Source organism: Candidatus Magnetobacterium casense (assembly GCF_000714715.1).
Lineage (GTDB): Bacteria > Nitrospirota > Thermodesulfovibrionia > Thermodesulfovibrionales > Magnetobacteriaceae > Magnetobacterium > Magnetobacterium casense.
The window spans coordinates 1-13,278 of record NZ_JMFO01000030.1 but is presented as its reverse complement, the minus strand read 5'-3'; the positions used below and the strand labels follow the sequence as shown (position 1 = coordinate 13,278).

Here is a 13,278-nt window from a genome sequence, read left to right as displayed (position 1 = left end):
GGGATGCCAAAAAAACATGAACTCTTTTAAGACAGTCAGTTCGGATACTCCGGAGCCACAGAGGGCGTACAGGAACCTGCTTGCCTTCTCCGAGGGCGCTCCTGAGACCGTAGAATCGATGACCGAACAACAACTGCACACAACCGCCCTGCTGTTTGCATGCAGCCAGTTTCTGGCCAACTACGCAGTCAAATACCCGACGAATTACCTGGAGTGCCTCGTTGACATGGACACCCCGATAGATGCGCAACTCCTGAGAGACTATGTGGTATCAACCCTCACTAACTCACCCCCCGCTGACATGTTTGAGTTCATCAGACGGCTCAAGTACAGATATATGCTGCACATCACCCTGCGCAACCTCACGGGCAGGACGGACGTTATCACCTGCATGACGCAACTGAGCGCCCTGGCCGACGTCATCATCGAAACGGCCAACCGACACACGTGGCAACAAATGACCCTCAAGTACGGCACCCCCTCAGACGACCGTATAAGCGTCATCGCACTGGGCAAGCTGGGGGCCTCGGAGCTGAACTACAGCTCCGATGTTGACCTGATATTTTGCTACGGCAGCTCGGAGGGACAAACCACCGGCGTTGTGAGTCAACACGGCGTGACCATGAACAGGCTCAGTAACCACGAGTACTACTGCAAGGGGGTTGAGCTGTTTGCCAAGCTGCTGAACCAGAACACACCGGATGGCTTTGCCTACAGGGTAGACCTCAGACTCAGACCACAGGGGGCAAAGGGCGAACTGGCGTTGTCCCTGAGCGGCTACGAACAGTACTACGAGTCGTGGGGGCGGGAGTGGGAGCGGGTTGCACTGATCCGGGCACGTCACGTTGCCGGAGACCGGAGGCTCGGAGCGGAGTTCATCGACATGATAAGGCCATTTGTCTACAGAAAGTACATAGATATGCGCGCCATTGACGAAATAAAAAAACTCAAACGCAAGATAGACCAGACCTTTAACGAAAACGATATCAAAAAGGGCTTTGGTGGAATTCGTGAGGTGGAGTTCTTTGCCCAGGCGCTGCAACTGGTCTACGGCGGCCAACAGCCCTTGTTGCGTCAACTGGGACTGATCCTGACGCTGCACAGGCTGAGTCAGAAAAACCTCATCGGATACGATGATTTCTCCGTGTTGTCGGAGAACTACCTCTACCTGCGCAAGCTGGAGCACTACCTCCAGATGCTCAACGATACCCAGACTCAAACGCTGCCCTCAGACCCCAATGACATGCACGCCCTGGCACGAAAGATGGCTGCAACCTCAACCAACGATTTCCTGACCGTGTTAAAACAAAAAAGAACCGAGGTGAGAGCCATCTACGACTCCCTCTTCCAACCAAAACCCAACAACAACACGGGCAATCAAACAGACAACTCATACACCGAAGACACTCTCAGGGAAATCCTCCGGCAACGACAGGCAGCCCAACCCGAGCGCATCGTCCACCTCTTCAGAAAGATACGTGATAACATCGGGAGTTTCCAGACGCTTCGCGGCAGAAGGCTCCAGGATGTCGTCATCCCGGCGTTTCTACGGGAGGCCGTCAACAGTAAAAATCCCGCCATGGCCCTGTCGAATCTGCATAACTTCACCGACACCCTCAAAACAGACATGTCATACCTGGAGCTGTTTGACAACCAACGTGCGCTCATAAAGGCCATTGTTGAGGTCTTTGCAACAAGCGCCTATCTCTCCGCCATCCTGATGAGCAGCCGCAAGTACATGGAGGTCTTTGCCGGGGGCACCCCCATCAGAAAAACCCTGGGTATGATAACTGCCGAAGTCGGCAACATGCTAAGGGGACAGACCGTTATCGGTGAGACGCTTGCCACATGCAAAAAGATGGAAGAGCTGCGCCTGGGGATCATGTATCTCAACAGACGGATAACCATCAGGCACCTCACCAAGGGATTGAGCAAGCTTGCCGTTGCAATCCTGACGTCGGCCTTAAACAGCATGAGTTCGGCGTCGGCTCTGCACATAATAGCGTTTGGCAAGCTCGGTGGCAGGGAGATAACCATAAACTCCGACCTGGATATAATCTTTGTCTGCCGTGGTGATGTCGATGAGGGGCTTAACAGTCAGGCCGAACGACTCTTGCGGATTCTCACCTCCTACACCAGAGAGGGACGCACCTACAACGTCGATACCCGCCTGCGTGCTGATGGCTCAAAGGGCACGCTGGTTAAGGGCCTCGACGCCCTGGAGGACTACTACCTCAACAGGGCCTATCCGTGGGAGATTCAGGCCCTCTTGCGGGCCAGGCCGCTAACGGGTGATGCAGTCTTCAGGGCCAGGTTCATGGCGATAAGGGCCAACGTTATTGCCAACAGATGCAGGGAGATAACGCCTGAGGCCATCGTAGCCATGAGGGACAGGATACGCAGGGAGCGTCTGTCCGCAACATCGGCGGCCATTGATATCAAACTCTCCGTGGGTGGTATAGAGGACATCGAGTTTCTGGTACAGTACCTGCAGCTCAGGCACGCCCTAATATCTCCGTCGCTCCTCGTACAGAACACCGTGGCCGCTATAGGCAGGCTTGTGCGCTGCTCCGTGTTGGATGAAGGGGCAGGACGACTTTTGATCAACAACTATCTATTTTACCGCAACGTTGAGACCATCATGCGATTGACGGGCGAACCCATTGAGACCCTGTCAGGGATTGAAGGCTTCACGGATGCCAGGGAGTTAATCGAACACATAAAGGTCAGAATGGGTGAGACGGAGTCAGTAGTACAAGCGTTGATGCAGTAAGAGAAAGAAAGGGGCGACTCCGCCCCCCTTCAGCCCATACGTGTTAAGCTAAGAGAGATTTGGCTATTTCAGTAGCACCCCCTTAGCTTGAAACCTTTACAGTTACTATCTTGTTCTGATAGAATAAGAGATGGAAACGATGGATAATGAACTTGTAGGTACATGGCGTCGATTTGGGGAAATTGGCCCGGTCTATGAGATTATAGGTGCCGGCGAGATATCGCCGGATGGTAAACGATTGATGCGCATTAAGGTACTCGAAAGTGGTGAAGAGGTCAATTACTCTTTGGTCAATATTTTAGAAGACCCCAGAGAATTATAATGTTTGCCATTGCTTTCGACCTTGTGGTAACTGACACCGACAAGAACCACCCTAAGAGTGTGTCTCAGGCTTATGCCGACATTGCCAATACTCTCTCCAACTATGGCTTCACTCGTGTACAAGGCAGCCTCTACACAAGCAGTTCGGAAGACCTCGCTAACTTGTTCGCTGCTGTTATGGCGGTAGCACTCCAGTCCGGCGTGGTCACATCGCTTAAGCACAACAACAGTGCCATACTTCGATAATCTAAAAGTGCCTTAAATGCTGACCACCACGGTTGATTGTGGTGTTACCCCTTACATCCTGTAAATCTTTTAATCTGTGTAATCCTGGTTCAGACAATCTCTGTGTTTACTTAAATGTGACATTGTCAAATTATACTGAATGGATAATTCTGATTCTATGCATAAAGTGTCAGGTTCTGGTGGGCTGCCTGTAGCATCTGTGCAACTGGCAGACCATAGGGACAGGCCCCCGTGCAGGTTGGCATTGTGCAAGCGAGACACGCATCGGCCTTTGCACCTAACGCCGAATATGACACGATAGCCCGCTTTTCCATACCATAGTCCTCGAAGTACATCTGATACCTGAGCGTGTTGGCTATCTCAACCCCTCTGGCGCAGGCGTCCTCGCACTGACTGCACCCGGTGCGACAGTAGGAATGGCCATAGAGGCGCGCATAGGCATCCAAGACCTTTTGGTCCCTTGCCGTAAAGCCCTGCCCGGATGCCGGGATGTAGTTATCGAGGTCAGAGAGGTTCTTCATTGTGACAACGAGGCCGTTTACTTCGGGGTGTTTCAGCACCCATTTAAAGGCAGACTGTGCAAAGTCAGCCGTCTTGAAGTCCAGGTTCATCTCCTTGGCCCCCGCCAGGGTCTTCATGGCTACGACCCCAACGCCCCTGGCCTTGGCCTCCTTGATGATGCCGGGTAGCTTGGGGAACTTCAGGAAGTTAAACGACGGCATTATCAGGTCAAACCGCCCCGATACAACTGCGGTCATGAGCAGGTCTTCCATGTTTGTCGGGCCATGCGAAGAGGCAGCCAGGTAGCGAACCTTACCGGCCTTCTTCAGGGAATCAAATGCCGAAAGCATATTGTCATCCAGGAGGCGCTTCTTCTCTGCCTCCACGTCCTTACTCGCCTCGCCAATGGCGTGGACAAAGCATATGTCCAGGTAGTCAGTCTTAAGACGCTTGAGACTCTCCTCTACTGCCTTGACGTACTGCTCCTTTGTGCTGCCCGCTGGCAGGTGCGCAGGGTAGGCCAGCGGATTACAGAACTTGGAGGCTATGATAACCTTGTCTCGTTTGAGGTTCTTCATAGCCTCTCCTATGTGTTCCTCGGCGTGTCCATAGTCGGGCGCCGTGTCAAAGTAGTTGATGCCCCGGTCCACCGCCCTCAATACCATAGACGCCGATGGCAACGAACCCGTACCAAACGATATGTCGCTCATTTTAAGGCTGGTCTTGCCAATTTGGTTATAACGTTTTATAGTTGATTGTCCCTGTTCGGAGGTCCCTGCCAATGCCTCCATACCGGTAATAGCCGCCACCGTGGCCGCCGCTGCCACGCCTGACTTTAAAAAGTCACGTCTCTTTATCATTGTATGCCTCCTTGTGTGTGAATATCTAAATATATCATAAGGGTGTACAGAATGTCAGCTACATGAAATGAAAAAAATACTTTTTTTATACCCCACAATAATTTGCTATAATCCGTGCAGACAATATAAAATAGATGTTGAGGGCATTTATTTTATGATAATAAATGATATCGACTTAAAGGAAGTGGGTTTCTTTAAAGGACTCAACGACAGCGAAATAAAGGACATAGTACCGTACCTGCAGCACGCCTCTTATAAGAAGCGAGAGATGGTGTTTTCGGAGGGTGAGAGGTCAGAGTGGCTTTATATTGTCATCGAGGGTAAGGTAAAGATCACGAAACTCTCCAACGAGGGTAAGGAGATAATCCTGGAGCTTATCCAGGCAAAGGAGCTTTTTGGTGCCGTGGCGGTGTTTAAGGACTTCCCATATCCAGCCAATGCCGTAGCAATGGATCCCACAACTGCCCTGAAGGTCTCCCGCAAAGACCTCCTCAAGCTCCTTGACCGCTATCCCACCCTGATGTTGTCGCTTGCCTCACTCATAGGAGACAGGATGAAGGACTCCTACGAAATGCTCAAGAGCATAGCGCTTGAATGTGTTGAGTCACGCATAGCCTCTTTGCTGCTGAAGCTGGCCGACAAGTCCGCAGCCCCTGGCGGCGAGGAAGGCTCTGTCATAGACCTCAAACTCACCAGGCAGGACATTGCAGATATGGTGGGTACCACCGTGGAGACCTCGATCAGGACATTGAGCAAGTTCAAGAAAGAGGGCCTGATAATCGAACACAACGGCAAGGTAGTCATCAAGAACCGTATCGAATTACAGATGTATAGTCAGTAGTTGTAAAATCAACGCAATATGGGTGCCATATTGTGACGATAACATAAAAAAGGTAACTCTAAAACAAACGGAGGTTGTACAAATGTCGAGGCAGTTGAAATGGGCAAGAGGGGTAACGGGTGCTTTGTGTATACTCCTGATGGTGGTATTAACCGTACATTCTGCAAGGGGCGAGGATGACCCTGTAGTAGCAAAGGCTGGGGATACTGTTATCACTCTGTCAAAGTTTACGGGACAGGTTAAGCAAAAACTAAGCGCCAAGGATCAGCACCGCTGGCAGCAGATTAATAATGTCCTGGACGATATGATAACGGATATCTTGTTTAGCAAAGAGGCGGTGGAGGAAGGACTGGACAAGGAACCCGCTAACATGACCGCCATCAAAGGCGTATCGGAGGACAAAAGGGTTGAAGTTCTGGCGGGGGCATACAAGGCTAAGTTTTTAATCCCTGTAAAGGTAACCGAACAAGAGGCCGCCGAGTTCTACGCAAACAATCTGAATCTCTACAACACGCCAAAGATATACGGCGGGTATATGTTCAGCGTTGAAAAAAAGGATGTCAAGGACAATGATTGTGCGCAGACATGCAAGGAGTTGGCGCAAGAGGTCTATAACCGCTTTGACTCCAAATTCGACACGGAGGCTTTTATAAAATTAAAGGAAGAACTCACAGCAAAGTATCCCGATCTGAAGCTCATCTTGACTCAACTGTCTCACTGGGATGGCAAGGTCAAGAGTGGCCCCTATGTAAAGGCCTTGAAAGAGTTTGTGCAGATGAAAAAGGGTGAAACAAAGATGAGCGACTCTGAGGAACACTACATTGTCGTCAGCCTCAATTCCATTTATGAGCCCGAGACCTATAGATTTGAAGAGGTTAAAGGCCGTGTGATTGCAGATATGGAGCGAAACGACCTTCAGAAAAAATACAACGAAACCCTAAAGAGGTTGGCAGAGAAGTACAAGTTGTACGTAAACCCCCAATTCATAGAGCTGGCAGCAAAAGAGCTAAAGAATAAACCGGAGGATAAATCCAAATGAGTAATAGTCCGTACACACGTCTGAGCAAGATGGCAGGAAGCATAGTGCTCATCCTGGCACTATTGACTGTTTTTGCAGGTTGCAAGGAGGAGGCGGTAGAGAAGAAGGTAAATTCGAGGTTTATCCCTGCCGGTGGTACTCCTTATAGCGTCATAGCCGCAGACCTCAATGGAGACGGCTTAAAGGATGCGGTGTTTTTTACAAAATACAAGGGGCTGGATATATACTTTGCTCAAGGCAATGCACTGAATCTTAACGAACCAACCCACATCGATTCCCTCCTGGGTACCTCCATAAGCAGCGGGGATTTCAACGGTGATAAGGTCACTGACCTTGCCTACATATACGAGGACAAGATACATTTTCTGATAAATGGCGGCTTCGGTAAAGACTACGACACGTCGCACGAGCTTGCCGCCCCCAAATATGGTTTCGATCTCAAGACCCCGGACCTCAATAACGACAGTATTTCGGATATCGCCGCAGTAGGCATATTTGACCAGCAACTCTACCTGTATCTGTCCAGGGGGCCGTTGGACTACGAACTGGCAAAGATTGACTTTAAGGATTCCCGGTTGACGGAGGTCTTCGCCGCAAAGTACCTGAGCGTTGATGACGTCAACGAGGATGGCTTTGTTGACATCCTGGTGCCGGAGTTTAAAAACAACGCCCTGTGGTTGATAAAAAACATAGACGGCAAAACGTTCCAACCTGTTTTGCTTAAATATTTTGCATACGGCGACCCTGCTGAATTTAACAATAAGATACAGTATGCTTCTCTGCTGTTCTACGACAAAGACAAGGACATCTCTTATATTGCTTACGTCAGAGGTGTAAATAAGCCAGAGATAGCCATACTCGCCTTTAACAATAAAGACCAAGAGACAACGCTTGTTAAGACGGCGCCATTATCGTTCCCGTTCCCTGTTGCCATTGAAAAACTGCCAACCCTGTCGCCATCAACCAGGGAGCTGCTCGTAACTCACTTGTTTAAAGATACCGGCAGCCCGGGCGCCCTCTCTCTTGTTTCCGTCAACACCGGCGACTTTACAATCACTACGACATACACCTTTAATTTGCCCTGCCAGGGTAAGTCCTCTGTGTACATGGATACCATCAACAGCGCCCTGACCGCTTGCACCAAACCTGATGGCCTTAATATACTGTCGTTAGATAAGCCGTAACTCTTGCAGATATAGCTATATTCTATAAAGAATAAAAAACAGAGAAAAAGAAAGGGGCGGCTCCGCCCCCCTTTAGAACCCCCTGCAAGGGGGCCAGCCCCCTTGACCCCTTTTTTGCGTCTACGTGGTTTTGTTAGGCAGCCTTCCCCATGAGGGCATGTAGTCTTGCCGATAGACGGGATATCTTTCTGGAGGCCGTGTTATCGTGCAGAACGCCCTTGGTTGCGGCCTTGTCATAGGCACGGATCACTTCCACCAGTAATTCCTTTGCCTTTTCCATGTTGTTGGCCTTTATGGCATCCTCAAGCCCCCGCGTGAGCGTCCGGAGCTTGCTCTTTACCATTCTGTTGTGCAACTGCCGCTTTTTGGCCTGCCTTGTCCTTTTCAATACCGAAATGCTACGTTTTGGTCGCGATCTAGCCGCCATCTTGTATTAAACTCCTTTCATGTTGTCTTTGCAATCTATGCACGGTCACTGTTCCTGCTCGATATCAGCTCCCATGTCTTTTCATCTATCTCGTGTATGTACTCGGATATCTTAAACCTCTTGCGGCATTTCGTACAACTCAGAAACGCCGCCGTACATCCTATAACCAACACTACCTTACTTTGACACTTCTTGCACTTCACAATATTTATAGTATAACATTAAAATAAAAAAATATCATCCACAATTTTAAGTTGAGGTGTAGACAAAGTCAATAGTTCAGTTATACAATTGAATTATTGTGTATATACAAACTACAGTGAATAAGATAAGAAGGGGTCAAGGGGGCCGTGACCCCTTGCAGGGGGTTCTAAAGGGGGGCGGAGCCGCCCCTTTCTTTCTTCTTCTTTTCGTTACCGTTCTTGTAGCGGTTCCCGTGCTATGCTACGGTGCGGAGATCGAGGTGGTTGACGTCTCACAGGACACGCTGACCATCACGGAGGGGCTTGCCATTGCCACCGAACGCGGGCGGATAATCAACATCGCCTCGCACAACGTCGGCATTGCCGCTTCGGAGTCCGACATAGCACAAGCCGCCATGAGACCTTCCGTGGATGCTATCGTTGGACACTCCTCGCTGTACTACCAACCGGGGGCCATCTTTAACAACAACACGGTAAATACCGCCAACAAAAGCTCCTTCTTTTACGACCTCACCGTCAAACAGACCATCTACGACTTTGGCGCCAGACTGTCACGGTATGACGAGTCGTTGGCGGCTATCGACAAGGCCATGATCGACGTTGACAGGACAAGAAACGTTGTAGCCTTAAACTACCTGCTGGCGTGCTTTGAGCTGCTTGAGACAAACAGACTCATATACGTTGCCCTCAGGGAGGTTGACCAACTGACTGCCCACAGGGACGTTACCCAAAGCCTCTACAGCGCAGGCGTGGTCACACGCAACGACTCCCTCGCCGCAGACGTAAAACTGGCCGACGCCAGACAACGCCTGTTGAGTCTCAAAAACCTCCGAACCCTCAATGCCTCAAGGCTCAACTACTTCCTCACCAGGACTATAACCGACGCCGTAACGCTCATAGATGACTCCCCCCAACCACCGCCCCTCCAACCCCTTGAGGTGTACCTCCGCCACGCACGCAGTCAGCGGGGCGAACTCAAGATGGCAGACAGGCAAATACAGATGCTCCAACTGCAATCCAACGCAAAGACGGCTTCGTACTATCCGAGGTTCTACATCCGGGGCGGATTTAACTACACCGAAAACCGCTACCAGGTGCATGAGGGCAACTGGTCGGCCGTCCTGGGGGCCGAGTTAAACATCCTCGATGGCGGCGCCACAAAGGCCGAAGTTTCCAGGATAAGACACAAGGCCGATCAGGTGGCAGAGGAGCGCAGGAAACTTGCAGATGATATCAGCCTTGAGGTACAGAAGGGCTATCTTGATGCGCATACTGCCTCTGAGCGGGTCAAGGTCACCGCAGAGGCAATCGCACACGGACAGGAAAACCTCAGGATCAACAGGGTTCGCTACGAGGAGGGACAGGGCAGCGCCACCGATGTCCTTGATGCCATTGCGCTGTTGGCAATGGCCGAGTCAAACTACTACAGGGCAATGTTTGACCTCAAGCGTGCCTATGCAACCCTCCTGTACGCCGCAGCAATGGACATTGCCTCAGAGTATGGACACTAAAGCTGGAAAGAGATGGATAAAAACGACGCCGATATAGTCACTAATAAGGAATCCCACAAGAAGAGAAATGCGTTTGTTGTGCTGTTTCTTCTTGTTCTGATAGGGACGGTGACCATGTACATGTACCAGTCCTACAACGCCACACACATTAAGACCGACGATGCCTTTATCGATGGCTCCATGCATACGGTTGCCTCAAAGGTTGCCGGCACCGTGAGGGAAGTCCTTGTGGCAGACAACGAAGCGGTTGAGCAGGGTCAACCTCTTGTTGCGCTTGATACCGCAGATTATGCCGTAAAGGAGAGCGAGGCGCAGGCGGCCTATGAGGCCGAACAGGCAAGATTGGCGGAGGTGCAATTGCGGGTTGATACGACAAAGAGACAACTGTTGGAGCTAAAAGAGCGTCTCAAGGCAGCGCAGGCCACCGTCGCTGCCCACCGTGCTGGACTTGAGCAGTCGGAGCGGGACATAAGACGCTCTGAGGGCCTCTACCACAAGGAGGCCATCCCCAGGGAGCGCTACGAAAAAACCCTCACTGCACACGAGGTCAAGTCCGCTGAAATGGAGGTTGCCCAGAGGCAGATCGGTCTCAGCGAAAAGACCATTGAGACCCAACAGGCACTAATACGACAGGCCGAAACAGCCATAGAGACGCAGAGGTTGCTCATTCAACAGAGGGAGGCCGTCTTAAGTCAGGCCAGGTTGAATATAGCCTATACAACGGTCTATGCCCCCGTGGACGGTTACATAAGCAAGAAGTCCGTGGAGGTAGGCAATCAGATACAGGCCGGACAGCCGCTTATGGCCATCGTTACGCTGGAGGACGTGTGGGTGACGGCCAACTTCAAGGAGACACAGTTAGGCGGGATCAGACCCGGACAACGTGTTGAGATCAAGGTTGATGCCTATCCGCAGGAGATATTTAGTGGCAAGGTTGACAGTATCATGGCGGGGACGGGCTCGGTTTTTTCGCTTTTTCCGCCGGAAAATGCCACCGGCCATTACGTGAAGGTTGTTCAGCGTATCCCCGTAAAGATACTAATAGACAAGGCTTCGATAAAGGGACACATCTTAAGGGTTGGCATGTCCGTCGTCCCCACCGTGCTGGTTCAGTAGGAAAAACATTGGTAACTGTTGTCACGTTTTCTTGTTGACATGTTGTTTACCTGTGTGTTGTAATATCATCAGGCTAACAATGAGCCGGGAAATTTATAAGCATATTTAAGGAGCGACAATGCTGAAGAACATGAAAATAGGATTAAGGTTAAAGATATTAGTGGTGTTTATGGCAATACTATTACTGCTGACAGGATATTTAGGACTGCATGCCGCAAAACAAGGTAATGACAGCCTAAAGACTGTATATGAAGACAGAGTGGTTCCACTGGTTCAACTAGATAAAATAGCAAATGCTAATTTGAGAATACGGATACACCTTGTCCAAATGTTTATAAAACGTACCCCTGATGAGATACAAACCAGAAATGCAAAAATTGAAGCGGCAATAGAATCAATAACTAAAAACTGGAAGGATTATACCTCTACATATCTGACGGATGAGGAGAAGAGGCTTGTTGCAAAAACAGAACAGGACAGGGCTAACTATAGAAATGAAGGTTTGATACCTGTGAGAAACTTCATCAGAGAGAATAAGTTTGATGAAGCAACAAGGCTGTATGATGATAAATACAGACATTTGTTTGATGAGATAGAGAGGGATTTCAATGATTTAATTAAACTGCAGATAGATGTGGCAAAGCAGGAGTATGACAAGTCACAAGGCATCTACAATATAAGCAGGATCATACTGATAGGAGCTATTGCCACCGGTATAGTGCTATCGTTTTTATTGTCGTTTTTGATTATAAGCAGTGTCACCGGACCTCTGAAAGAGGGGGTTAACGTGATGGATAACATAGCGGCATGTAATCTTGCTGTAGAGATACATTCCGGTAGCAACGATGAAACAGGGGAGTTACTGACTGCCATGAGCAAGACGGTTGCAACGCTGAATTCCATGCTGAAGACCATCATGTCATCGGCAAACAGTGTGGCATCTGCCAGCCAACAATTAAGTTCAAATGCTGACCAGATGTCAAGGGGTGTCTCTGAACAGTCATCCAAGTCAGCGCAGATAGCAACATCGGCAACAGAGATGTCACAGACTGTAATGGATGTGGCAAAAAACGCATCAGAAATTTCGACCTCGGCAAATGCTACACTCAAGTTGGCACAAAATGGTGAAACGATCGTCAGAAAGTCAATAGATGAGGTAAAGTCAATAGCTGATACCGTCAGTGCATCCGCTCAATTGATATCTTCCCTCGGGGATCGTTCAAGGCAAATAGGAGACATCATAAGTGTTATAAAAGACATCGCAGATCAGACAAATCTGCTTGCCTTAAACGCTGCCATAGAAGCCGCACGTGCCGGGGAACAGGGCAGGGGGTTTGCCGTGGTGGCCGATGAGGTGAGAAAACTGGCAGAGAGAACCTCAAGTGCAACAACGGAGATTGGCAGAATGATAACGGCCATTCAGCAAGAAACAGAAAAGGCCGTGATGTCAATGAGTGGCGCTACCAACATGGTTGAAGTGGGCGTGGAGCTTTCCACGCAAACCGGTAAATCATTGCATGAGATAGTCAACAGCATTAACTCATTGCAATTAATGGTTCAGCAGATAGCGTCAGCCACCGAGGAGATGTCAACCGTCTCAGAGACGATAACCTCCGATATAGAAACGGTAGCAAATGTATCAAGAGAGACCATGGAAAGCTCACAACAGATAGCTCAGTCCTCAAGTAGTCTGTCAAGGTTATCCTCTGAGTTACAGGAGGTCGTATCTCAGTTCAAGATTGCTGACGGCAAGGGAGTGGGACACAATAAGACTTTGAGATTAACGTAATGCCCATGGTAACCACAGTCGGGTGGAAGCCATGCACCGGGACAGAATAAGTCTCTCTATTGAGCCTCTTGCAAAACTCCTAAACTAAACCTTTTTTAGTTCTCTTTGTGCTATAATATAACACCTAAATATAATAGATTAAAAGGAGAACATAATGTTATTAGAGAGTATATCATGGTTAGCAGGAAATATACAACGGGTACTGTTCCCAGAGTTGGAAGAAATACTTACCGATTCAATAACCAAGAAACAAAAGCAGTTAGTTACAATCCTGGAGATAGTTCAGATAGAAAGACATATGTGGTGGGTAGACAGTCAATGCATAGGTCGTAAACTCAAGGAGAGGTATGCAATTGGCAGAGCGTTTGTAGCCAAAGTTGTCTATAATTACCCTACGACAAGTCTTTTGATAGAATCTACTAAAAACGATGCCAAATCTGAGAAAGATATGTGGATTTGCTAAAAAT

Annotated in this window: 13 protein-coding genes; 10 read left to right on the top strand and 3 right to left on the bottom strand. The window is 49.3% G+C overall.

Features of this window, described 5'->3' with window-relative positions; genetic code table 11:
• The first annotated feature begins 16 nt into the window (after window positions 1-16).
• The 3 genes from glnE (at window position 17) to Mcas_RS13040 (ending at window position 3,340) form a co-directional block, all read left to right on the top strand.
• Complete coding sequence (gene glnE, locus Mcas_RS13050) at window positions 17-2,773, top strand: bifunctional [glutamate--ammonia ligase]-adenylyl-L-tyrosine phosphorylase/[glutamate--ammonia-ligase] adenylyltransferase (RefSeq protein WP_040335994.1); 2,757 nt, start codon at window positions 17-19, stop codon at window positions 2,771-2,773.
• Between the two features lie 139 nt (window positions 2,774-2,912).
• Window positions 2,913-3,095 (top strand): DUF5397 family protein, encoded by a 183-nt coding sequence (locus tag Mcas_RS13045; protein ID WP_200873698.1) that lies wholly within the window; start codon window positions 2,913-2,915, stop codon window positions 3,093-3,095.
• The gene (locus Mcas_RS13040; protein ID WP_040335992.1) at window positions 3,095-3,340 is read left to right on the top strand and encodes a hypothetical protein; all 246 of its coding nucleotides are present in this window, start codon (window positions 3,095-3,097) and stop codon (window positions 3,338-3,340) included. The genes Mcas_RS13045 and Mcas_RS13040 overlap by 1 nt, the downstream gene beginning before the upstream one ends.
• Window positions 3,341-3,495: 155 nt before the next feature.
• Here the strand turns inward: Mcas_RS13040 and Mcas_RS13035 are convergent, their stop codons facing one another.
• Window positions 3,496-4,701 carry an aldo/keto reductase gene (locus tag Mcas_RS13035; protein WP_040335991.1) on the bottom strand — a complete coding sequence of 402 codons (1,206 nt, stop codon included), beginning with the start codon at window positions 4,699-4,701 and terminating at the stop codon, window positions 3,496-3,498.
• 154 nt (window positions 4,702-4,855) lie between these two features.
• Here Mcas_RS13035 and Mcas_RS13030 point away from each other — a divergent pair, with 154 nt between their 5' ends.
• The 3 genes from Mcas_RS13030 to Mcas_RS13020 all read left to right on the top strand — a co-directional run bounded on the left by Mcas_RS13030 (window position 4,856) and on the right by Mcas_RS13020 (window position 7,765).
• Window positions 4,856-5,542, top strand: a complete 687-nt coding sequence (locus Mcas_RS13030; RefSeq protein ID WP_040335990.1) for a Crp/Fnr family transcriptional regulator — start codon at window positions 4,856-4,858, stop codon at window positions 5,540-5,542.
• A gap of 82 nt (window positions 5,543-5,624) precedes the next feature.
• Window positions 5,625-6,581, top strand: coding sequence for a SurA N-terminal domain-containing protein (locus tag Mcas_RS13025; RefSeq protein WP_040335989.1), 957 nt, complete (start codon window positions 5,625-5,627; stop codon window positions 6,579-6,581).
• Entirely contained in the window at window positions 6,578-7,765 is a 1,188-nt protein-coding gene (locus Mcas_RS13020; RefSeq protein WP_040335988.1) for an FG-GAP repeat domain-containing protein, read from the top strand. The genes Mcas_RS13025 and Mcas_RS13020 overlap by 4 nt, the downstream gene beginning before the upstream one ends.
• A 133-nt stretch (window positions 7,766-7,898) precedes the next feature.
• Here Mcas_RS13020 and rpsT read toward each other — a convergent pair whose 3' ends face one another.
• Together rpsT and Mcas_RS18315 are read right to left on the bottom strand one after the other, a co-directional pair.
• Complete coding sequence (gene rpsT, locus Mcas_RS13015) at window positions 7,899-8,192, bottom strand: 30S ribosomal protein S20 (RefSeq protein WP_052567441.1); 294 nt, start codon at window positions 8,190-8,192, stop codon at window positions 7,899-7,901.
• 35 nt (window positions 8,193-8,227) lie between these two features.
• Window positions 8,228-8,395, bottom strand: a complete 168-nt coding sequence (locus Mcas_RS18315; protein WP_156033369.1) for a dual CXXC motif small (seleno)protein — start codon at window positions 8,393-8,395, stop codon at window positions 8,228-8,230.
• Window positions 8,396-8,628: 233 nt separating this feature from the next.
• On the opposite strand from Mcas_RS18315, the gene Mcas_RS13010 reads away from it, so the two are divergent.
• The 4 genes from Mcas_RS13010 to Mcas_RS12995 all read left to right on the top strand — a co-directional run bounded on the left by Mcas_RS13010 (window position 8,629) and on the right by Mcas_RS12995 (window position 13,274).
• A complete protein-coding gene (locus Mcas_RS13010; protein WP_156033368.1) occupies window positions 8,629-9,906 on the top strand; it encodes a TolC family protein in 1,278 nt (425 codons plus the stop codon).
• Between the two features lie 12 nt (window positions 9,907-9,918).
• Entirely contained in the window at window positions 9,919-11,022 is a 1,104-nt protein-coding gene (locus tag Mcas_RS13005) for an HlyD family secretion protein (protein ID WP_052567439.1), read from the top strand.
• A gap of 118 nt (window positions 11,023-11,140) precedes the next feature.
• A complete protein-coding gene (locus Mcas_RS13000; protein ID WP_052567437.1) occupies window positions 11,141-12,811 on the top strand; it encodes a methyl-accepting chemotaxis protein in 1,671 nt (556 codons plus the stop codon).
• Window positions 12,812-12,965: 154 nt separating this feature from the next.
• On the top strand, window positions 12,966-13,274 hold the full coding sequence (locus Mcas_RS12995; RefSeq protein WP_040335986.1) for a hypothetical protein: 309 nt from the start codon (window positions 12,966-12,968) through the stop codon (window positions 13,272-13,274).
• Window positions 13,275-13,278: the final 4 nt, after the last annotated feature.